The 21536-nt window shown below is 50.4% G+C and carries 18 protein-coding genes; 8 read left to right on the plus strand and 10 right to left on the minus strand.

Annotated features, from left to right (window positions below):
* Window positions 1-3 precede the first annotated feature (3 nt).
* Window positions 4-1656: a GspE/PulE family protein gene (locus ACFQ2T_RS06980; RefSeq protein ID WP_379032350.1), complete on the minus strand. Its 1653-nt coding sequence runs from the start codon at window positions 1654-1656 to the stop codon at window positions 4-6.
* 141 nt (window positions 1657-1797) lie between these two features.
* On the opposite strand from ACFQ2T_RS06980, the gene trmL reads away from it, so the two are divergent.
* Entirely contained in the window at window positions 1798-2262 is a 465-nt protein-coding gene (gene trmL / locus ACFQ2T_RS06985) for a tRNA (uridine(34)/cytosine(34)/5-carboxymethylaminomethyluridine(34)-2'-O)-methyltransferase TrmL (RefSeq protein WP_379032353.1), read from the plus strand.
* A 225-nt stretch (window positions 2263-2487) separates the two neighbouring features.
* The gene (locus tag ACFQ2T_RS06990; RefSeq protein ID WP_379032356.1) at window positions 2488-4656 is read left to right on the plus strand and encodes a UvrD-helicase domain-containing protein; all 2169 of its coding nucleotides are present in this window, start codon (window positions 2488-2490) and stop codon (window positions 4654-4656) included.
* Between the two features lie 141 nt (window positions 4657-4797).
* Here the strand turns inward: ACFQ2T_RS06990 and ACFQ2T_RS06995 are convergent, their stop codons facing one another.
* From ACFQ2T_RS06995 to ACFQ2T_RS07010, 4 genes are all read right to left on the minus strand, one after another.
* Window positions 4798-5589, minus strand: coding sequence for a BPSS1780 family membrane protein (locus ACFQ2T_RS06995; protein WP_379032359.1), 792 nt, complete (start codon window positions 5587-5589; stop codon window positions 4798-4800).
* Between the two features lie 22 nt (window positions 5590-5611).
* The gene (locus tag ACFQ2T_RS07000) at window positions 5612-6538 is read right to left on the minus strand and encodes a homoserine kinase (protein WP_379032362.1); all 927 of its coding nucleotides are present in this window, start codon (window positions 6536-6538) and stop codon (window positions 5612-5614) included.
* A 46-nt stretch (window positions 6539-6584) separates the two neighbouring features.
* Complete coding sequence (locus ACFQ2T_RS07005) at window positions 6585-6929, minus strand: DUF2782 domain-containing protein (protein WP_379032364.1); 345 nt, start codon at window positions 6927-6929, stop codon at window positions 6585-6587.
* Window positions 6930-7075: 146 nt separating this feature from the next.
* Window positions 7076-7801 (minus strand): LOG family protein, encoded by a 726-nt coding sequence (locus tag ACFQ2T_RS07010; RefSeq protein WP_379032367.1) that lies wholly within the window; start codon window positions 7799-7801, stop codon window positions 7076-7078.
* A gap of 163 nt (window positions 7802-7964) precedes the next feature.
* Between ACFQ2T_RS07010 and polA the strand changes: the two genes are divergently transcribed.
* The 5 genes from polA (at window position 7965) to ACFQ2T_RS07035 (ending at window position 12536) form a co-directional block, all read left to right on the plus strand.
* On the plus strand, window positions 7965-10724 hold the full coding sequence (polA, locus tag ACFQ2T_RS07015; protein ID WP_379032370.1) for a DNA polymerase I: 2760 nt from the start codon (window positions 7965-7967) through the stop codon (window positions 10722-10724).
* Window positions 10725-10775: 51 nt separating this feature from the next.
* A complete protein-coding gene (locus ACFQ2T_RS07020; RefSeq protein WP_379032373.1) occupies window positions 10776-10994 on the plus strand; it encodes a hypothetical protein in 219 nt (72 codons plus the stop codon).
* 124 nt (window positions 10995-11118) lie between these two features.
* Window positions 11119-11358, plus strand: a complete 240-nt coding sequence (locus tag ACFQ2T_RS07025; RefSeq protein WP_379032376.1) for a GlsB/YeaQ/YmgE family stress response membrane protein — start codon at window positions 11119-11121, stop codon at window positions 11356-11358.
* A 157-nt stretch (window positions 11359-11515) separates the two neighbouring features.
* Entirely contained in the window at window positions 11516-12256 is a 741-nt protein-coding gene (locus tag ACFQ2T_RS07030; protein ID WP_379032378.1) for a competence/damage-inducible protein A, read from the plus strand.
* A 4-nt stretch (window positions 12257-12260) separates the two neighbouring features.
* Window positions 12261-12536: a YkgJ family cysteine cluster protein gene (locus ACFQ2T_RS07035; protein WP_379032381.1), complete on the plus strand. Its 276-nt coding sequence runs from the start codon at window positions 12261-12263 to the stop codon at window positions 12534-12536.
* Here the strand turns inward: ACFQ2T_RS07035 and lgt are convergent.
* The 5 genes from lgt to ACFQ2T_RS07060 form a co-directional block, all read right to left on the minus strand.
* Window positions 12533-13324, minus strand: a complete 792-nt coding sequence (gene lgt / locus ACFQ2T_RS07040) for a prolipoprotein diacylglyceryl transferase (protein WP_379032384.1) — start codon at window positions 13322-13324, stop codon at window positions 12533-12535. The genes ACFQ2T_RS07035 and lgt overlap by 4 nt on opposite strands.
* Before the next feature lie 50 nt (window positions 13325-13374).
* Window positions 13375-14670, minus strand: coding sequence for an MFS transporter (locus ACFQ2T_RS07045; RefSeq protein WP_379032387.1), 1296 nt, complete (start codon window positions 14668-14670; stop codon window positions 13375-13377).
* A 103-nt stretch (window positions 14671-14773) separates the two neighbouring features.
* Window positions 14774-16225: an efflux transporter outer membrane subunit gene (locus ACFQ2T_RS07050; RefSeq protein WP_379032390.1), complete on the minus strand. Its 1452-nt coding sequence runs from the start codon at window positions 16223-16225 to the stop codon at window positions 14774-14776.
* 8 nt (window positions 16226-16233) lie between these two features.
* Window positions 16234-19368, minus strand: coding sequence for an efflux RND transporter permease subunit (locus ACFQ2T_RS07055; protein WP_379032393.1), 3135 nt, complete (start codon window positions 19366-19368; stop codon window positions 16234-16236).
* A gap of 91 nt (window positions 19369-19459) precedes the next feature.
* Window positions 19460-20647, minus strand: a complete 1188-nt coding sequence (locus ACFQ2T_RS07060; RefSeq protein ID WP_379032396.1) for an efflux RND transporter periplasmic adaptor subunit — start codon at window positions 20645-20647, stop codon at window positions 19460-19462.
* Between the two features lie 186 nt (window positions 20648-20833).
* On the opposite strand from ACFQ2T_RS07060, the gene ACFQ2T_RS07065 reads away from it, so the two are divergent.
* Window positions 20834-21460, plus strand: coding sequence for a TetR family transcriptional regulator (locus tag ACFQ2T_RS07065; protein ID WP_379032399.1), 627 nt, complete (start codon window positions 20834-20836; stop codon window positions 21458-21460).
* Window positions 21461-21536: the final 76 nt, after the last annotated feature.

Below are 21536 nucleotides of genomic sequence, written 5' to 3' on the forward strand. Positions count from 1 at the left end.
GCTTTACCCTTCAAACTGGTTATCTACACGCATGATTTCATCGAGTGTCGTTTTACCCTGTAAAGCCAGCTGCAATGACTGGTCGCGTAAGGTTTTTCCTTTAAGATTTTCGCGCGCTTTGGTAATAAAGATATTGGTATCTGGCATGTTGGCTGCCAAAGCAAGGTCATTGGTCATCTCAAGCAACTCATATAAGCCAACCCGGCCCAGATAACCTGTGCGGTTACAATGCTGACAGCCTTTCCCAAGTTTGAAAAAAGCGGGAATTTGTTCTGAAGGTAGCACCTGACGTAACCAGACAGTTTCATTCTCAGTCGGGGCATGATCTACCGCACAGTGTGGACAAACCAGGCGTACCAAACGTTGCGCCATCACCCCAATCAAGGACATTGCTACCATAAAGCGCGGCACACCCATATCGATCAAGCGAACCGGGGCAGTGGAGGCATCATTGGTATGTAGCGTGGATAACACCAGGTGGCCAGTCATGGAGGCGCGCAAACCGGTTTGTGCAGTTTCCTCATCCCGCATTTCGCCGACCAGGACGATATCCGGGTCCTGACGCAAAATAGCCCGTAATAATTTGGGAAAGTCGAGTTCGATTTTTTCACTGACCTGGGTCTGGATAATGCCAGGCAAGCGATATTCCACCGGGTCTTCAACGGTAATCACTTTGGTCTCAGGCGTGTTGAGTTCGCTCAATGCAGAGTAAAGTGTGGTTGTTTTACCGCTACCGGTTGGCCCGGTGACGAGCACCATGCCGCTAGGCCGGTTGATCATTTTGCGGAAACGTACCAGCAAGTCCGGTGGCATGCCTAATTTATCCAGCTGGAAATGCGCCGTATTCTGGATCAGCAAGCGCATCACCACGGTTTCACCATATTGAGTAGGCATGGTAGAAATACGCATATCTACCGCGCGGCCTTTGACGGTAAAGCCAAAACGACCATCCTGTGGCAGGCGTTTCTCGGAAATATCCAGGCCGGCCATGATTTTTAAACGCATGATCAGCGCGGAAACGATTTTCATATCCGCCTGTGTCTGGAAGTGCATCACGCCATCAATGCGGAAACGGATCAGCAGTTTATTTTCTTGTGGCTCGATATGTACGTCAGAGGCACGTACCTGCACCGCATCTTCAAAAATGGTCTGTAGCAGTTTGACTACCGGCGCATCGTCAATACCCAAGTCCACGCCCATCAGGCTGGCGAGGTCGACATTGCTGGCTGCCAAATCCTCTTGCAGTTCCAGTGCCAGTGACGAGATCTGTTCAGTTTGTCTATAAGAACGATCAATCGTCTGCATCAGCAGACTTTCCTGCACGACGACAATTTCAATATCGCGCTTCAGTAATCGCACCAGTTCATCGTAGGCGTATACATCTGAAGGATCGACCATGGCGATGAGGAAGCTATCGACGCGCTCTTCCAGCAAAATGGCACGGAATCGTCTGGATTGTACTTCCGGCAGTTTTTGCACTTGCTTGACGTCGAGTTCGTACTGACCCAGATCAAGGAATGGGATATTCAGCTGATGCGCCACTGCCTCGGCAATTTGCCGTTCACTGGCAAAACCTTTATCGGCAATGACGCGACCCAGACGGCGGCCAGTCTTACGCTGTTCTTCCAGCGCTTGATCAAGCTCAGCTTGGGTCATGTAATTTTGTCTGACTAGAATTTCACCTAGTCTAATTTTTTCGGGTCTTGCCATGGCTTTGTAATTATTTATCGTAATAGACTTTCTCGTCTATCATATCACCAACATTCTAATCTTACATTTGTAAACAAACCCCTAAAAATGTTTCATATCGTGCTTTTTGAACCAGAAATTCCGCCTAATACGGGAAATATCATACGTTTATGTGCCAATGCGGGTGCCAGCCTGCATCTCGTCAAACCTTTGGGGTTTGAACTATCTGACAAACATCTGAAACGTGCGGGACTTGATTACCATGAATATGCCGAATTAAAAGTGTATGAAAACTGGGCCGCGTGCCAGCAAGCCTTGCAGGAAAAACGCATGTTTGCCATCACCACCAAAGGTAGCACCAGGCATACAGACTTAACTTTTCAAGACGAGGATGTGTTTGTGTTTGGGCCAGAGTCGCGCGGGCTGCCTGAAGACATTCGTGCACAATTCACACCAGCGCATAGGGTAAGGCTACCCATGCTGCCGCATAGCAGAAGCTTAAACTTATCCAACTCTGCTGCTATCCTTTTATATGAGGCATGGCGACAGATTGACTTTAGCGGTGGCGTTTGAAGCGGACAAAAAAAGCCCCGATTAAGGGGTAAATCGGGGCAACAGGCCTCATCGTAAAGGCTTCCGCTCAGGGAGGAAAGAAGCGGAAAGATGATTCATCATCATCGTATTTGTATGAGTGGGGGCAAATTCAAAAAGTTCCAGCCGATTTATTTATACTCATGAATACTGATTTGATATCGCCTGAGTGACTGCTCAAATGCCACATCATGCGATAATAATGCCATGCAATCTGAAATCGATTTATTACAGGGCCTGAACGACAAACAACTGCAAGCGGTCACCCTGCCGCATATCTCGGCCCTGATCCTGGCCGGTGCAGGCAGTGGCAAAACCAGGGTGCTGACTACCCGTATCGCCTGGCTGATCCAGACCTCGCAGACTTCGCCCATGGGCCTCATGGCGGTAACGTTTACCAATAAGGCCGCCAAGGAAATGTTGACGCGCTTGACCAGCATGCTACCGATTAACACGCGCGGCATGTGGGCTGGCACATTCCATGGCTTGTGTAACCGCATGTTGCGTGCGCATTATCGTGAAGCCGGTTTGCCGAGCACCTTTCAGATACTGGATACAGCGGATCAGCTTTCGGCCATCAAACGCGTGATGAAAGTCATGAATGTCGATGACGAGAAATATCCGCCAAAACAGGCCATGGGTTATATCAACGGCTGTAAGGAAGAAGGTTTACGCGCAGATGCCGTAGATGCCTACGATGGCCACAGCCAGAAACTGCGCGAGATTTACGCCGCCTATGACCAGCAATGCAACCGCGATGGCGTCGCCGATTTTGCCGAACTGCTACTGCGCTGCTATGAGTTATTGCAAAGAGAACCGCATATACGCGCACATTACCAGCAGCGCTTTCAATATATCCTGGTGGACGAGTTCCAGGATACCAACCGCCTGCAATATTTATGGCTAAAACTGCTGGGCGGTGCACACAACAGTATTTTTGCAGTGGGTGACGATGACCAGAGTATTTATGCTTTCCGTGGCGCGCGGGTCGGCAATATGTCGGATTTTCAGCGCGACTTCAAAGTAGAGAATATTGTCAAACTGGAAGAAAACTACCGTTCGCACAGCAATATCCTGGATGCGGCCAACGCCATTATTACCAACAACACCAATCGTCTGGGCAAAAACTTATGGACATCGGCAGGCAAAGGCGAGCCTATCCGTATTTATGAGGCCTATAACGACACCGACGAATCCCAATTCATTGTTGATGAAGTGAATATGCTGCAAAACGAAGGCGTGCCACTCAGCGATATCGCCCTGCTATATCGCAGTAATGCGCAGTCCCGTATTCTGGAACACTCACTGTTCTCGGCCAACATTCCCTACCGCGTCTATGGCGGCTTGCGTTTTTTTGAACGTGCCGAAGTTAAACATGCACTTGCTTATATCCGCTTGATCGCCAATGCCAACGACGATACGGCTTTATTACGTATTATCAACTTCCCGCCGCGAGGCATAGGTGCACGCGGCCTGGAGCAGCTACAGGAAGGCGCACGCCAGAATGACTGCAGTTTATGGCAGGCAGCCACCAACAAAGTTGGCGAAGGCATGCTGGGCAGCAAAGGCCTGGAAGGTTTTGTCGGGCTGATCCGCCATATGATAGACCAGACCTACGGCATCACTTTGGGTGAGGTGGCAGAAATGGTCATCAACCTGAGCGGATTAATGGCCCATTACCAGAATGATAAAGAAGGCGAAGACCGTGTAGAAAACTTGCAGGAACTAGTGACGGCAGCCGTTGCCTTCAGCAAACAGGATTTAGGCAATCACCATAACATGGAAGAAGATGCTGACCTGATGACCCAGTTTCTCAACCATGCGAGCCTGGAGGCCGGTGACCACCAGGCAGATGTAGGCCACGAAGCCCTGCAATTGATGACGGTACATGCCGCTAAAGGCCTAGAGTTTCATAGCGTGTTCATCGGCGGGGTAGAAGAAGGTTTGTTTCCCCACGAGCAAGCAGCCTATGAAAATGGCGGACTGGAAGAAGAACGCCGCCTGATGTATGTCGCGGTGACGCGTGCCCGCCAGCGCTTGTACTTAAGCTACGCGCAAAGCCGCATGCTGCACGGGCAGGTGCGTTACGGCATCGCCTCGCGGTTTATTGATGAGATCCCCGAAGACTTAACCAAACGGCTTAACAGCAAACCTGCTGCCAAGACCTACGCCACCGGCGGCCAATATACGCCTGCAAAAAGCACACAATCCAGCTACCCATTCAAAATCGGCCAGGGCGTGCGTCATGGCAAATTTGGCGAAGGTGTCATCGTCAGTTATGAAGGCAATGCCAGCGACCTGGCAGTGAAAGTCAACTTTGGCAGTGCAGGATTAAAAACCCTGATGCTTGAATATGCCAAGTTGGAAAAGATTTAATGTTTTTGCTAGGTCTACTCTTTAATGTAGGTATTCATGCTCCTTACTAAAGACATGCAAGCCATACGACAATAAGTCTTCAGCAAATAAAAAACGCCTGCTAAACAGGCGTTTTTTATTAAGTCATTCGAAACGTTAGCATTATGCATGCACGACTGGCGCAGCCCTGAACACATCCTTGTAGCTGATATATTGGAATGCAAACATCAAGGCATTGATCACCAGCAAAGCGGCGAACACCAGCAATGGCATCAGCAATTGCGCCAACATTGGAATCAAGGCGCCTAAAATACCAATTACCAGGCCCAATCCCAGCATCACCACCAGCATGCCCAGTGTCATCACCAGCCAGGAGACAACCATAGGCAGTATGTATTTCAGCATACCTGCAATGCTGGATTTAATGGCTTTCGGTAAATCATAGCCGTTTAAGGCGATTAACATCGGTGAAAACCAGGTCGCAATAAACAGCGGTAACAGCAGCAGCAGCACTTTGACAATAAATGACAGGGTATTTTCCAGAAACAGTGTCATTTGGGATTCACTCATCCCGGCTTTGGTTGGCGCATGCGCCACCAATGTAGCCAGTTCACTACTCAGCAGGTAGGTCGCCAGCACGGCATATATTAGACAACTCAAACCAAGCAGCACCAGTGTTTTAAAATGCGTTTGCAATTGTTGCCAGACAATCCGTGGTGCCATTTCCCCTTGCAGGTCCACCTGGCGATACAGCATGACGACAAAGGCCATGCAGACTGGCCATATCACGACTGACAGCAGACCGAGAAAACCTAGCAATGGCAATGAGGGCAGTACCATGAAGATGACAATATAAGCCAGTGACCATAGCATCCAGACATGCGGCTGCGTTTTAAACAAGGCCAGACTTTCACGCACCCAGCGCAGGCCCTGTTGGGTTCCGGTTTCTGTCATGATTTTCCCTTTTTAATCTTTTTTAAGTTAACGCTTTACGGTTCAGCAGCACCCGCTCAAAATGCGCCGGATCCTTGGCATGAGTGAGTTCACCAGCGACCGGATAGTGAAAATCATACAGGCGCGATAACCAGAAACGCAAGGCGGCGCGGCGTAACAAAGCCGGCCAATGCGTTTTCTCGGCGGGCGTAAACGCGCGTACCGACTGATAGGCGTTCATAAACACCGCCAGTTTTTCATCGACAAAGGCGCCATTGGTGTCTACGCACCACTCATTGACCGCAATCGCGACATCATAGGCCAGCACATCGTGGCAGGCATAGTAAAAATCAATAAAGCCGCCCAGGGCATCGCCATCAAACAGCACATTGTCGCGGAACAAATCGCCATGAATGACACCATGCGGCACATCGTATAAATCCAGGCTATGCTGGAACTCCAGTTCTTCCTTCAACAAATGCTGCTGCACAGCTGTCAGCTTGGGCATGACTTGCTGGGCCGTCATCGCCCGCCAGCCTTGCCCGCGCTGGTTGTGCGACTGATCATTAAAGTCCAGCCCGGCAAAATGCATGCGTGCCAGTGTCAGCGCCACTGCTTCAATCTGCACCAGATTTGGCTGATCGACATCACTCCCTTTCAGGCAGCTGACCATTAATGCCGGTTTGCCATGTATGCGGTGCAGGGCCACGCCATTGCTATCGGCAATCGGTCTCGGACACAACACCCCATGCCGCGAGAGATGTGCCAGCAAATGCACAAAATAAGGCAGCTCATCAAAATCATTTTTTTCAAACACTGTCAGCACAAATCGCGCCTGACTGGTTTCTACAAAATAATTGGTATTGGTAATACCGGCAGCAATGCCGCGCAGGGTCTGCAATTCGCCAATATTAAAAGGCGTCAGCCACTCGCGCACTTCTTCCAGACTCAGGGTGGTAAAAACAGACATGTGATTTACAGGTCCGCCCATTTCGGGCAGACCTCAAAGATTAGAATTAGAATCGGAACAGTGTCCATTTAGGCACAGAAAGCGGGCGGGTCGGGCCATCGTTAACCCAGTCCCCATTCCTGTCTTCACGATGCAAATAATAAGGTTTGCCGCTAGGAGGCGTTACCTTGACCATGTAGACGTCGCCATTAATGCTGTATTCCTCAAGCTCGTTTTCACCATCTTTGCGTTTTGTAACAGTCGGCTGGTCGATCGGCTGGCCTTCAATGATTTTGGGTGGCGAAGGGACCTCCTCCAGCAACTCTGCATTGCCAGGGGCGGCTGCCCAAACCGGCAGTGCAAAACCGGCAGCACAAACAACAGCAAGCAAGAAACGGGGAAAGTCACGCATGGAGAACTCCTTAATCAGTGATTGCTATTCTAGCAAAAAGCCGCCACTAGTCGTCATCTGCAATCACAATAACCGCGAAATAATTATACAGAGGCACTAAACGAACAAACGCGGTGTATCTGGAGCGAATTTTCAGCGTAAATCCATTACAGATAAAGCTGCAATTTTCGCTCTGCGGGGGTGAGCTCAAACCCTGTCGTTTCATAATGCTTGAAGATAGCATCTACGATTTTTTGCGGTTCATCTATGATCTGGATTAAATCCATATCTGCTTCAGAGGCCATGCCCTCTGCCACCAGTGTATTGCGTAACCAATCGACCAACCCCGACCAATACTGGCTACCGACCAGGATAATCGGCAGTTTGCGGGTTTTGCCGGTTTGCACCAGCGTAATCGCTTCCATCAACTCATCCAGTGTGCCAAAGCCGCCAGGCATCACCACAAACGCACTGGCATATTTGACGAACATCACTTTACGCATGAAGAAATATTTAAAGCTGATGCCGATATCCTGGTAGGGATTACCATGCTGTTCAAACGGCAGCCTGATGTTCAGGCCCACACTGGCCCCGCGCCCGGGGAAAGCACCTTTATTGGCAGCTTCCATAATGCCGGGGCCGCCACCTGAGAGCACGCTAAAGCCGGAATCTGAGAGTAATCGCGCGATTTCTTCAGTCTGTTGATAGTAAGGATGATCCGGCTTGGTACGCGCACTGCCAAAAATGGACACCGCAGGCATGATCGCCTTGAGATTTTCAGTTGCCCCGACAAATTCAGCCATAATCTCAAACGCATGCCAGGATTCATGGCTTGCATCAGCGCCATTGAGCAATTCCGGTTCCACCATGCTCGGCAGCTTTTGGTTATTCATACGACTGTCCTTCAAAACTCAAACAAAAATTAGTGTACATGAAGTCGCTTTGAATTGCGTAAAATACGCCATTGAATTGATCCTTTGCTCACACCCTTTTAATCAGCGCCATTCAATCAGCCCTCTCGCAGTTGCCGATTGAATAAGACATGAGAATACAACAATGAAAACCCTGCTTTTGGTAGACGGCTCCAGTTATCTTTATCGTGCTTTTCACGCCATGCCCGATCTGCGCAACTCAGCCAACGAACCGGTAGGCGCTATCCAGGGCGTGCTGAATATGCTGCGCCGCCTGCATAAAGACTATCCTTCTGAATACAGCGCTTGCGTGTTCGATGCCAAAGGCAAAACTTTTCGCGAAGACTTGTACCCTGAATACAAAGCCAACCGCGTCAGCATGCCGGATGATTTGCGGGTGCAAATTGAGCCTTTGTACGAAACCATACGCGCCATGGGCTGGCCGCTGATTATTGAAGAAGGCGTTGAAGCAGACGATGTGATTGGCGCATTAGCCAAGCAGGCAGAAAAAGAGGGTATTAAAACCATCATTTCCACCGGTGACAAAGACATCACCCAGCTGGTGAATGCACATATTACCGTCGTCAACACCATGCGCGATGCCTTCCGTAAAACTGATGATGTGCTGGATGTAGCAGGCGTGGAAAACAAGTTTGGCATCCCACCCGACAAAATCATTGATTATTTAGTCCTGGTTGGCGACACCTCGGATAACGTGCCCGGCGTGGAAAAAGTCGGCCCCAAAACCGCCGTGAAATGGCTGACAGAATATGGCTCACTGGATAACATTGTTGCCAATGCTGACAGCATCAAAGGCGTGGTCGGTGACAACTTGCGCAAAGCCCTGCCGTGGTTACCGACTGCACGTGAATTAATCACTATCCGCTGTGATGTCGGCGTATGCGAACATTTTGATGACCTGATTCAACAGGCACCGGATATTGAAAAACTCCATTCCCTGTTTGACCATTTCGAGTTCCGCACCTGGAAACGCGAGCTGGACAAATTATCTGATGGCTCAACTTCAAGCACTGCCTCGGCAACACCGCCGCCGCCATCAGCTCCCGTTGCAACAAAAAATGATTATGTGCCTGACACCCGCCGTCAGTATCAGGCCATTTTTACAGAGGATGAGCTGGATAACTGGTTAGCACGCTTACAACAAGCCGAGCTGGTGTGCTTCGATACCGAAACCACTTCGCTGGACCCGCTACAGGCGAAAATCGTCGGCGTGTCATTCAGCGTCACGCCGGGTGAAGCGGCCTATGTACCCCTCACCCATGATTACTTTGACGCCCCTACCCAGTTGCCGCTGCATGCCACTTTAGACAAACTGAAACCTATCCTGGAAAACACGGCGATTAAAAAAGTCGGGCAGAATCTTAAGTACGATATGCATGTGCTGGCCAATCACGGCATACAGTTACAAGGCGTCGCCCACGACACCCTGCTGCAGTCGTATGTGTTTGAAAGCCACAAAGGCCATGGCATGGATGAACTGAGTGAGCGTCATCTGGGCATTACACCTATCCCATTCGAGGCGGTGGCAGGCAAAGGGGCCAAGCAAGTCAGTTTTAACCAGGTGACGGTTGAACAAGCCAGCGAATATGCAGCAGAAGATGCTGATATCACGCTGCAACTGCACCGTGCGCTTTACCCGCAAGTGGCAGAGTCCTCAAAACTCGACTTTATCTATGCACAGATAGAAATGCCTAGCATGCTGGCCTTGCAACGCATGGAGCGTCACGGCGTATTGATTGACAGCCATATGCTGAACCGCCAGAGCAATGAAATCGGCCTGCGCCTGATGGAACTGGAAAAACAGGCTTATGAACTGGCAGGACAGCCGTTCAATCTGGGCAGCCCCAAACAATTACAGGAAATCCTGTTCGGCAAACTGGGCATCAAGCCATTGAAGAAAACGCCTTCCGGTGTGCCGTCTACCGATGAAGATGTACTGCAGGAACTGGCGCTGGATTACCCTTTGCCTAAAGTGTTGCTGGAATACCGCGGCCTGGCAAAATTGAAATCCACCTATACCGACAAGTTGCCCAAAATGATCAATCCACAGACCGGGCGCGTGCACACCAACTACAACCAGGCCGTGGCGATCACCGGACGTCTGGCAAGTAGCGATCCTAATTTGCAGAACATTCCGGTACGCACTGCGGAAGGTCGCCGTATCCGTGAAGCGTTTATCGCACCACGTGGCAGCCATATTGTGTCGGCTGACTATTCGCAAATTGAGCTGCGTATCATGGCCCACCTTTCACAGGATGCAGGCATGCTAAGCGCCTTTGCCAACAACGAAGATATTCATCGTGCGACAGCGGCTGAAATCTTTGGCGTGGAAAAAACTGCTGTTGATAACGAACAACGCCGTTATGCCAAAGTGATCAACTTTGGCCTGATTTATGGCATGAGCGCATTTGGTCTGGCGCAAAACCTGAACATCGAACGCAGTGCCGCGCAGAGCTATATTGAACGGTACTTTGCGCGTTATCCAGGCGTGCGCCAGTACATGAGCGAAACACGTGAGCTGGCCAAACAGCAAGGTTATGTAGAAACCATTTTTGGCCGCAGGTTATGGGTACCGGAAATCAACAGCGCTAATGGTAATCGCCGCGCCGGCGCTGAACGTGCCGCGATTAACGCCCCCATGCAAGGCACGGCGGCTGACCTGATCAAACTGGCCATGATTGCCGTGGATAAATGGCTGACTGATGAGAAACTGCAAACCAAGCTGATTATGCAGGTACACGATGAACTGGTGCTGGAAGTGCCAGATACCGAGCTTGAGTTAGTCAAACAACAATTACCGTTGCTGATGCAAAGTGTCGCTACACTGGATGTGCCATTGCTGGCCGAAGTCGGCATCGGTAATAGCTGGGAAAGTGCACATTAATATTCATCCGTGTTAAGGTGATGCTTCGAACATTCGAAAGGGGAAATTACCATGAAATCATCCGTTATTATCGGCATCATCCTGATTGCACTTGGCACTGCTGGCCTTTTTTACAAGGGCTTTAGCTATGAAAGTAAAGAAACTGTCGCCAAAATTGGTTCGCTTGAAGCCAGTGCAGAAGTGACTAAAGATGTTGAGATCCCGCAGGTGCTAAGCATTATCCTGATTGTTGCGGGTGCAGGCATCGCATTGGTTGGCTTGAAAAAATAAGCTGGCCATCAATCCGTATCAGTCTTTTCTGACAAGTTTTTCCTACATGCTCTGACAGATTAACCATATTGTAAGCATTAACATTGCGATTCAAACATTTGATAACAACAATGAGGAAATGACTATGATTTGGACCATCGTAATTGGCATTATTGCTGGCTGGCTGGCAGGTTTGATTATGAAGGGTGATGGCTATGGCCTGATCTGGGATTTGATTTTGGGCATTGCCGGTGCTGTTGTAGGTAGCTGGCTGTTTGGATTGCTCGGCTTGAGTGCAAGTGGCGGTTTGATTGGTAGCATAGTGGTTGCGACTATCGGTGCTATCTTCCTGATTTTCCTGTCGCGTGCATTGCGCAAAGCCTAGCGTAATCAAGCATTAGTTAGATAAAAATCAAGAAATGGCGATGACTGGAAAGTCATCGCCATTTTGCTTTTTTAGACTTTTGCTCTTACTCAGTCCAGCATTTAATATCGCGCCGCCAGCGGTATAATACTCTGTCACTCATCATCCATCTCTCAGCATGCAGTCCTTTGGTATCTACATTATTGGCGACGAAATCTTGTCCGGCAAACGCCAGGATGCGCATCTGAGTAAAGTCATTGCATTACTTTCAGCACGCGGGCTGCCATTAAGCTGGGCATACTTTATCTCGGATATCCCCGAACAAATCACCAGTCATTTAAAAGCCAGCATGGCGCGCGGCGATATTGTATTCAGTTTTGGCGGCATAGGCGCTACGCCGGATGACCATACCCGGCAATGTGCCGCGGAAGCAGCTGGCGTGATGATTGAGCGGCACGCCGGTGCTGTTGCCAACATTGAAGCACGATATGGTGAAAGCGCTTATCCTAAACGGGTGTTGATGGCTGACTTTCCTCAAGGCTGTGAACTCATTCCCAACCCGATCAATCAAGTGGCCGGGTTCAGCATCAACCAGCATTATTTTGTGCCGGGTTTTCCTGAAATGGCCCACCCGATGGTAGAGTGGGTGCTCGAGACTTACTACAGACATTTATTCCATACGCTTGATCATCTGGAACAGGCAATTGTGGTGACTGAGGCTGGTGAAAGTGATTTGATCGATTTGATGAATCACATGCTGGCGCAGTATCCCGCGCTCAAGCTATTCAGTTTGCCACGCACCAATCAACGCAGGACTACAGAAGTAGGCATGAAAGGCGAAAGCTTGCTAGTTAAACAGGCCATGCTTGACCTCAAGGCTGGCGTCTCGGCGCTGGGTTATCCTTGGGTGGATGTTTAGCAAAATGAACTGCCGACCGCAATGTGGCGCATGTTGCATAGCGCCTTCTATCCACAGCCCGCTTCCTGGCATGCCGAATGGCAAACCAGCCGGCACGCCTTGCATTCAGCTGGATGAAGATTACCGCTGCAAATTATTTGGCAAGCCGGAACGCCCGGCTTTTTGTGGAGGTCTACAACCTGATGTTGAAATGTGCGGCGACACGCAGCAAACGCGTACGTATGCCATCAACTGGTTGAGTGCGCTTGAGCTGGCGACGCGGCCAGACTCAACACATTAAGGCTTGCGATAAGCCCAGCGCAACATGGCCAGGCCAACCAGAATCATGGGGATGCATAGCCACTGACCCATGCTTAATCCTAGTGACAATAACCCTAAGAAGCTATCTGGCTCACGCGTGAATTCCACCAGGAAACGGAAGCTGCCATAGCTGAGCAAGAACACCGCTGATACCGCACCTATGGGACGTTTTTTGCCGGCAAACCACCACAGTATCAAGAACATCGCTACGCCCTCCAGTGCAAACTCGTACAGTTGCGAAGGATGACGCGCAAGTGCATCCACTTGCGGGAACACCATCCCCCAATCTGACTGCGTGGGTCTTCCCCAAAGCTCACCATTGATAAAGTTACCCAGGCGGCCAGCACCTAATCCAATAGGAACTAGCGGAGCGACAAAATCCATCAGCTGTAACCAGATCACGCCACGCTTGCGCGCGAATAATGCCATAGCCACCATCACGCCGATAAAGCCGCCATGGAAAGACATGCCGCCTTGCCACAAAGCGAAGATCTCCAGGGGGTGTTGCAGGAAATACATAGGCTGGTAAAACAGTACATAGCCCAGCCGGCCACCAAGTACCACGCCCAGTGCGATGTAAAACAACATATCGTCGGGGTCTTTATGCTGCCAGGGCGAATTTGGGTCAATCTTTTTCAGGCGTTTCACCTGGTATTGACCAAGCCAAAGCCCACCAAAAAAGCCCACCAGGTACATCAGGCCATACCAGTGAATACCAAAACTGCCGATTTGCAACGCGATAGGGTTAAATCCGGGATGGATGAACATACTTAAAAGAGGTCAGTTAGTAAAAGCTGCATTATACCCGCTGAATACGTTCAGTCATGCCGGGTAAATGGTACAGGCTTCATTTGCCAGACAGCCAGCGCACTAATAGCTGCCATTGAGGACATATAAAATCCCACCCAGGGTAAACCACCCTGCTGCACTAAAAACTGCGCCACCGCTGGCGCAAACGAAGCGCCAAGAATACCGCCCAGCTGGTAAGCCAAACCGGCGCCACTGTAGCGTACAGCCACCGGAAATTGCTCGGGCAGGAAGGCGCCCATAGGGGCGAATGTCACGCCCATTAAAAATAGCGCTGAAAACAGGAACAATACAATCAACAGCAAATTCCCACTACCTAGCATGGGTGCTAGTGCGAAGCCTAATATTAGCGCCAGCAACTGGCCACTCATCAATACCAGGCGCCTGCCAACACGGTCAGCCCACCAGGCAGCAAGTGGTGTCGCCACTGCCATGCCAATGACTGCGATGCATAGCATACACAGGAATACGGGACGTGAAATATTCAATGCCTGCGTGCCATAGCTCAAACAAAACACAGTCGCCGTGTAAAACAGGTGATAGCACACCCCCATTGCCAGAGCACCCAGCACAATCGCCTTGCCGTGTTGCAAGATCAGTGCTTTAAGTGGCCAGCGATGGATATGCTGTTCTGACTTGGCTTGTGCAAAGGCTGGCGTTTCTGCCAACTTGAATCTGACATACAACCCTACCATTACCAGCGCTGCACTAATGATAAATGGCACCCGCCAACCCCATGCTACAAACTGGTCATCTGTCAGGCCCAGGCTTAAACCGAGAAAGGTCAGTGTTGCCAGTAAAAACCCTATTGAAGGGCCTAACTGTGGAAACATGCCATACCAGCCACGCTTACCTTCAGGCGCATACTCCGTTGCCAGTAAGGCTGCACCGGCCCATTCGCCGCCCAGCCCTAACCCCTGACCAAAGCGCAGCAGGCAGAGTAACACCGGTGCCCACACGCCTAATGTGTCGTAACCGGGTAATAAACCTATCAAAAAAGTGGAAGCGCCCATCACCAGCAACGACGCTGCCAATGTAGATTTACGCCCGATTCTGTCACCAAAATGCCCGAATAATAAAGCGCCCAGGGGGCGCGCGATAAACGCCAGGCCGAAGGTCAGCAAGGCATTTAAGGATTGTATGGCCGGAGCACTGGCAGGAAAAAACACTTGCCCGATCACCAGCGCTGCCGCCATGGCATAGATATAAAAATCATAAAACTCGATGGCCGTGCCTATAAAACTGGCAAAGGCAATGCGTGACATGGATGGTAAGTTGGCGGACGATGGAATTGATGGCGAATGCATGGCGCCATCTTAAGTGGGTAGCACGCTTTTGCAAAGCAGCAAACAAAAAACCGGGTAGCGATTTCCCGCTGTCCCGGTTTTACAGGCAGAAAAAAGTAATCAATTACTTTTTGTAAAACTCTTCCTGTTTCACTGTTTCCGGTTTCCAGCCGCCACCTAGTGCCTTGAATAAATCAACGGTAGCAATCAAAGTGTTCTGGCGGCTTTGTACCATGGCCTGTGTGGCTTCGTTATGGTTACGCTGTGCATCCAGCACTTCCAGATAACTGGTGTAACCGGCCTGATAACGGTTTTGCGCCACTGTCAGGATATTAGCCGTGGTTTTTTCCTTGGATTGCGCAAGCGCCTCCTGCTCACGATACTGGCTGGTGTTCGACAGCGCATCGCTTACTTCGGTAAATGCAGTCTGCAAGGTGTTCTGGTAACTTGCCAGGGTTTGTTTTTGCTGCGCAGTGGCCTGCTCTTCACGGGCTTTCAGACGCCCGCCGTTGAAGATAGGCAGGTTGATATCCAGACCCAGCGACCAGACACGTGCTGGTGATTTCAGCAAGTTATTCAGCGCGATACTTTCTCCGCCATACGTACCCGTCAATGAAATACTTGGATAAAACGCCGCACGCGCCACGCCGATATTGGCATTCGCCGCAATCATGGCTTGCTCAGACTGACGCACATCGGGCCTGGCTTCCATCAACGCAGAAGGCAACCCTGTTGGCGGTGTGAGTGGTTGTGGCATGGCCATCAGGTCACCTGCCGGGATTTTCAATCCCAGATCAGTGGTTAACAAGCCCAGCTGATGCTCGCTTAAAGCACGCTGTCTTTTCAGTTCCAGCGCTTGCGTCCGCAACGTGGTCACTACCAGTTCTGCCTGGTGGGCATCCAGAATGGTAGCCACGCCACCTTCAACACGGCGGTTTGCCAGATCAAAACTGTCTTGCGCCGTTTTCAGGTTTTGTTCATTCACGCGTAACTGCGCGTCTATGCTGCGTATCATCAGGTAGTTGTTGGTCACCAGGCTGGAAAGAGACCAGGTCACCGCCTCTTTTGCGTAGCGGGTTGCCAGTAACTGCGCGCGCGCAGCTTCATTCGCGCGGCGCAGCTTGCCCCAGAAATCCAGCTCATAACTACCGTTCAAACCGACCTTATAGGTTTTACGCGGGTTATCGCCAAACACCGGGAAAATCCCGGATTCGGTCACCCGGTTACGTATTCCTGAACCTGTCGCAGTCACGGTAGGCAACAAGCTGGCACCACTTTCACGCGCAAATGCATCTGCTTCTTCGATACGTGCAACAGCGGATTGCAGGTTGTTGTTTTTTGCCAGCGCAGTATCCACCAACTGATTCAGCTTAGTGTCATTAAACAATGTCCACCATTGTTGCAAGGCCAGTTGCTGCTCCTGAGTCAATTGGCCAGCTTCACCACTGGTATATTGCGCAGGCACTACCGGCTCGGGCCGTGAATAAAATGGTCCAATTACCTGGCAACCAGCCAGTGACATGGTGACCAGCCCTAACAGCAGAGACTGTTGCAATGGTTTTAAAGTCAATTTCATTGTCGGTTTCATACCGATTCCTCTTCTTCAACATGACCGTGGTGACGCACTTTTTTCTCATTGGTCAACCAGGTAAAGAACAACGGGATAAAGATGGTAGCAATAAAGGTTGCAATCAGCATACCGCCAAACACGCCGGTACCCATGGATTGTCGTGCTGCCGCGCCAGCACCCGTTGCAAACACCAGTGGCAGGATACCCAGCATAAACGCCATCGAAGTCATCACAATCGGTCTGAAACGTAAACGGGCAGCTTCCAGTGCAGCTTCAGCCAATGGCATACCTTCTTCCATTTTCTGCGAGGCGAACTCCACGATCAGGATCGCGTTCTTTGCCGCCAGACCTATCAGCGTAATCAGCCCGATCTGGAAGTAGATGTCGTTATTCATGCCACGTGTCAGCACGGCAATCAACGCGCCTGTCATCGCAAACGGAATCGCCATGATCACAGCCAGTGGCAATGCCCAGGTTTCAAACTGTGCCGCCAGGATCAGGAACACCATAATGGTCGCAAAGCCGAATGCAACCAGCGCCGCAGAACCGGTACGATTTTCCTGGTAAGCCTGACCGGTCCATGCAATCTGGTAACCATCCGGCAGGTTTTCCCTGGCGATTTTTTCTACCAGCTTGATTGCATCGCCAGAGCTCACGCCAGGCGCGCCGCTACCAAACACTTTGGCGGACAGCAGACCGTTGTAACGCTCCAACTGCTCGGCACCGACGATGTTGCTGACCTTAGCCAGGGCAGACATAGGTACCATGTTGCCGTTTGGACTTTCTTCCGTCGGCTGGCTACGTACATACACCTTGCCCAGATCTTCAGGCTTCATACGGTAAGCGGCTTCAGCTTGCAACTGAACGCGATAAGTACGGCCGCTACGGTTAAAGTCATTCACATACAACGAACCCATGGTGCTTTGCAAGGTAGCGTAGATATCCGCGATCTTCACATTTTGTGACAGGGCTTTAGGTTCATCCACCTCAATAAACAGCTGAGGAACAGTCGGGCGGAAGAAACTATTGATACCAGTCAATTTCGGGTCAGCGCGCATTGCATCCATAAAGTTATTCATGACTTGCGACAGCTTGATCGCATCGGTATCGCCATGGGCCTGTACATACACTTCAAAACCACCTGCAGAACCCAGGCCACGAATCGCTGGCGGGTTCACTGCAAAGCCCATGCCGTCAGGCTGGCTCATGCCTATGCCAATCAGCTTGCCTACCATCTGGTCAGCATTGGTAGTGCGCTTGTCCCAGTCTGTCATACGTACGAACATGGTACCGGCGTTGGTTTTATTCGCGCCGGTCAGTATTTCAAATCCGTTCACCGCAAACTCATGCGCAGTGGCCGGGTCTTTTGCGACAGCCGCGCGTATGTTTTCAACAGTTTGAGAAGTACGCTTCAAGGTGGCGCCATCCGGCATCACCACAACACTGATCACATAACCCTGATCTTCTGGCGGTACAAAACCACCTGGAACAGCGCGGAACAGGAAAATCATGACAATCACCATACCGCCAAACACAATTGCGCCAATGATCTTGTGATGCAAGGTCAGGTTCACGGTGTCTGTATACAAGTGAGTTAAACGGCCGAAACCACGGTTGAAAGCCCTGAAGAAGCCATTTTCATGGTGACTGTTTTTCAGGATCATGGCGCACAGGGCCGGAGTGAGCGTTAACGCCACTACACCTGAAATCACCACAGAAATCGCTACCGTTACCGCAAACTGGCGATATAACTCACCGGCGATACCACCCTGGAAAGCCACCGGCACAAAAACCGCGCACAGCACCAGCACGATCGCCACCACCGCCGCCTGTACCTGGGCGATCGATTTGATCGCTGCCTGCAACGGATTGAGGTTTTCTTCTTTCATCAAACGTTCGGTGTTTTCCAGCACCACAATCGCATCATCCACCACAATACCAATCGCCAGAATCATGGCAAACATGGTCAAGAGGTTGATGGAGAATCCGAACAGGTACAACCCGGCAAAGGTACCGACAATTGAAATTGGCACCGCAATCATGGGGATCAAGGTCGCGCGCCAGCTCTGCAGGAACAGGAACACCACCAGCACCACCAGGATCAGCGCCTCACCAAAGGTGTGGAACACTTCTTCAATGGTCGCTTTTACGAAGTCACTGGTATCGTAAGGAATGTTGTAATCCATGCCCTCAGGGAACTTGGCTTTCAACTCATCCACTTTAGCCTTGATCGCTTCGGCAGTTTCCAGCGCGTTGGCACCGGTTTGCAAGAAGATAGGCAGGGCTACACCAGGCTGACCATTCAGCGCAGAAGCGACGTTATAAGTTTGGGCACCCAGTTCGATACGTGCGACATCTTTCAGGCGCAGTACACCGTTAGGGCCTTGCGCACGAATGATGATATTGCCGAACTCTTCAGGCTCGATCAAACGCCCTTTGGCGGTCACCGTGAATGATAATTGCTGGCTAGGCAGTGCCGGTTCAGCACCGATCTTGCCCGCGGCATATTGCGCGTTTTGAGCATTAATGGCTGCAGAAATGTCACTGGTGGAAACACCCAGTTGCGCCATGCGGTCAGGACGCAACCAGATACGCATGGAGTAATCCTGGCCACCAAAAATGGTGACATCGCCCACACCCTTGATACGCTTGAATTCATCCAGCACATTCAAGGTGGCGTAATTACTCAGGAACAAACGGTCATGCTCTTTCTTTTTGGAGATCAGCATCACCACCAGCAGAATATCGTTGGAACGCTTTTGCACAACCACGCCGGTCCTGCGTACGTCTTCCGGCAATCTGGGCAAGGCAATATTCACGCGGTTACTAACGTTAAAGGTTGCCTGGTCTACATCGGTTCCGATATCAAAGGTCGCTGTGATGGTCAGGGTGCCGCTACTGTCAGAGCTTGAGTTGAAGTAAAGCAGGTTTTCCACCCCGCTCAACTGCTCTTCAATCGGCGCAGCCACGGTTTTAGACAGTGTCTCGGCACTGGCACCTGGATAGGTTGCTGTAATCAGCACGGTTGGCGGCGCAATTTGCGGATATTGCGCAATCGGCAATTTAAATGCCGCTGCCAATCCTGCCAACACGATAATGATAGACAGCACGCTGGCAAAGATCGGGCGTGTGATAAAAAATCGGGTCATATCGTTTTTCCTGAAATCGGCCTGAATACCTGGTACTCAGGCCGTAAATAACATGATATTTGCTACAAAAAACGCGAGTAAATCTTAAGACTTAGTGTTTCTCGGGCGCTGCGGGTTTTTCCTGGCCCGGTGCCGCTGCAGCCTCTGGTGCATGTGGTGCCACTGGTGCACCTGGGCGCACTTTGATCAGGTTATCAAGAATTACCTGATCGCCAGCTTTCAAGCCGCTCAGTACACTCCAGCGTTCGCCGAACCAGCCACCGACCGTAATCGGGCGTACCGCAGCAGCGGTTTTGCCTTCTTTATCTTTTTCAGCCACAAACACAAACTTGCCTTGCTGACCGGTTAACACAGCAGTCTGGGGAATCAGGAATACACCATCACGCTTACCTGTGGTCAAACGCACGCGTACAAACTGGCCTGGCAACAAGGTTTTATCAGGGTTCTGGAACTCTGCACGCAACTGTTGAGTGCCGAGTGCCGGGTCGATCTGGCTGGCTGAGAAGTTAATTTTTCCTGATAATGGATATTCAGTCTCGTCACCGAGGATCAGACGTACATCCTGCACTTTACCCGGACTTAAATGACCTCCCAGGCTTGACAGGTCAGACTCTGACAAACTGAAACGAACCCAGATCGGTGACACTTGCACAATTGTGCTCAGCAAAGTGGTATTGGCACTTGCCAGCGCACCTTCTGAAAGTACAAAGCGACCGGCAATACCGCTTTCAGGTGCCTTCACATGCGTATAAGACAGATTCAACTCAGCTTCACGCAGCTGCGCCTGGTATTGCATCATGGTGGCAGAAGCTACTGAATTATCTGAAGTTGCATTGTCATATTCGCGCTGGCTTATTGACTTCGTTTCCAGCAAGCCTTTAAGGCGTTGCGCTTCACGTGCAGTCTGGTCAATCCTGGCTTTTTGCTGGGCGATCATGGCGCGTGCCTGATCTACCTGCAACTGGAACGGCATCGGGTCGATCAGGAACATATCCTGACCAGCCCTGACTGACTCGCCTTCCTGATACAAACGTTTCAGCACAATGCCACCGACGCGTGGCCGCACTTCGATTTGTTTGGCACCTTCGGTTTGCGCGACCACTTCCGTCTGGATAGGTACCGTTTCTGCAGTCAGCGATTGCACGCTGACCGGCATGGCCTGCATGCCACCGGCGGCAGGTCCCTGTTCGCTGGAAGATTTTCCGCAAGCACTTAATACAACGCCCAAAGCCAGTAAAACTAACGCACGATGAGGTTGGATACTCTGTGAAATCAACATGTTATCCCTTAATAATTTTCAAAATAAACTTGATTACATACATTCTTGGATGTATATTATATACAAACACGAATGTATGTAAATGGCTTTTGTAAAAAATTTGCTGAAAGTCAGCCGACCCTAGTCGGTAAAATACAGCACTTTTAAGAAACTTTAATGATTAAAGTGAAAGAGCGATAAAGACTTATGGTACGTAAAACCAAGGAAGACGCCGCAATTACCCGTCAACGTATTATTGATGCTGCGCGCGAAACGTTTTTGCTGAAAGGCGTCAGCCGCACCAGCCTGGAGCATATTGCCTCCCATGCGGGCGTCACCCGTGGCGCCGTCTACTGGCACTTTCAAAACAAGGCAGAACTCTTTTACGCCATGCGTGAAGCCGTCTATCTGCCATTGATTGATCGCATGGACGATACCTTATTAGGGAACGCGGATGAGCGCAATCCTGACCCGCTTGGCCGTATTCGCAAGCATCTTGAAAACACCATTCAAACGCTGGAAGAAGACCAGACCATGCGCGAAACCTATGAAGTCATGATGGCCAAATGCGAATATGTCGACGAATTCGCCGATGTGCTCAAGTCCATTCTAAGCAATTGTAGCGGCCTTATCCACAAAATGGAGCAAGCATATGCCAAAGCGCAAGAGCTCGGCCAAGTCAGTACACAACTGACGGCGGCTGAACTGGCTTTGGATACGCATCTATTTTTCTCTGGCTTATTACATATGTGGGTGAAGGATACGGAAGGCACTTTATTTCGCGATACAGCCATGAAACTGATAGAAACACATATCAAACTGCGTAAAAAATAAGCAAAAATAGTCTTAAATAATTCCATCCATTCCGATTTGCAGTTAAAATAGTCAGTCTTTTCACTGACTTATCAGA

This window comes from Methylophilus flavus (assembly GCF_042678905.1).
Classification (GTDB): Bacteria; Pseudomonadota; Gammaproteobacteria; order Burkholderiales; family Methylophilaceae; genus Methylophilus; species Methylophilus flavus.

Excerpts from the sequence above, each read along its gene's own strand:
- ACFQ2T_RS06980 (WP_379032350.1), bottom strand. The coding sequence starts at position 1,656 with ATGACCCAAGCTGAGCTTGATCAAGCGCTGGAAGAACAGCGTAAGACT.
- trmL (WP_379032353.1), top strand. The coding sequence starts at position 1,798 with ATGTTTCATATCGTGCTTTTTGAACCAGAAATTCCGCCTAATACGGGA.
- ACFQ2T_RS06990 (WP_379032356.1), top strand. The coding sequence starts at position 2,488 with ATGCAATCTGAAATCGATTTATTACAGGGCCTGAACGACAAACAACTG.
- ACFQ2T_RS06995 (WP_379032359.1), bottom strand. The coding sequence starts at position 5,589 with ATGACAGAAACCGGAACCCAACAGGGCCTGCGCTGGGTGCGTGAAAGT.
- ACFQ2T_RS07000 (WP_379032362.1), bottom strand. The coding sequence starts at position 6,538 with ATGTCTGTTTTTACCACCCTGAGTCTGGAAGAAGTGCGCGAGTGGCTG.
- ACFQ2T_RS07005 (WP_379032364.1), bottom strand. The coding sequence starts at position 6,929 with ATGCGTGACTTTCCCCGTTTCTTGCTTGCTGTTGTTTGTGCTGCCGGT.
- ACFQ2T_RS07010 (WP_379032367.1), bottom strand. The coding sequence starts at position 7,801 with ATGAATAACCAAAAGCTGCCGAGCATGGTGGAACCGGAATTGCTCAAT.
- polA (WP_379032370.1), top strand. The coding sequence starts at position 7,965 with ATGAAAACCCTGCTTTTGGTAGACGGCTCCAGTTATCTTTATCGTGCT.
- ACFQ2T_RS07020 (WP_379032373.1), top strand. The coding sequence starts at position 10,776 with ATGAAATCATCCGTTATTATCGGCATCATCCTGATTGCACTTGGCACT.
- ACFQ2T_RS07025 (WP_379032376.1), top strand. The coding sequence starts at position 11,119 with ATGATTTGGACCATCGTAATTGGCATTATTGCTGGCTGGCTGGCAGGT.
- ACFQ2T_RS07030 (WP_379032378.1), top strand. The coding sequence starts at position 11,516 with ATGCAGTCCTTTGGTATCTACATTATTGGCGACGAAATCTTGTCCGGC.
- ACFQ2T_RS07035 (WP_379032381.1), top strand. The coding sequence starts at position 12,261 with ATGAACTGCCGACCGCAATGTGGCGCATGTTGCATAGCGCCTTCTATC.
- lgt (WP_379032384.1), bottom strand. The coding sequence starts at position 13,324 with ATGTTCATCCATCCCGGATTTAACCCTATCGCGTTGCAAATCGGCAGT.
- ACFQ2T_RS07045 (WP_379032387.1), bottom strand. The coding sequence starts at position 14,670 with ATGCATTCGCCATCAATTCCATCGTCCGCCAACTTACCATCCATGTCA.
- ACFQ2T_RS07050 (WP_379032390.1), bottom strand. The coding sequence starts at position 16,225 with ATGAAATTGACTTTAAAACCATTGCAACAGTCTCTGCTGTTAGGGCTG.
- ACFQ2T_RS07055 (WP_379032393.1), bottom strand. The coding sequence starts at position 19,368 with ATGACCCGATTTTTTATCACACGCCCGATCTTTGCCAGCGTGCTGTCT.
- ACFQ2T_RS07060 (WP_379032396.1), bottom strand. The coding sequence starts at position 20,647 with ATGTTGATTTCACAGAGTATCCAACCTCATCGTGCGTTAGTTTTACTG.
- ACFQ2T_RS07065 (WP_379032399.1), top strand. The coding sequence starts at position 20,834 with ATGGTACGTAAAACCAAGGAAGACGCCGCAATTACCCGTCAACGTATT.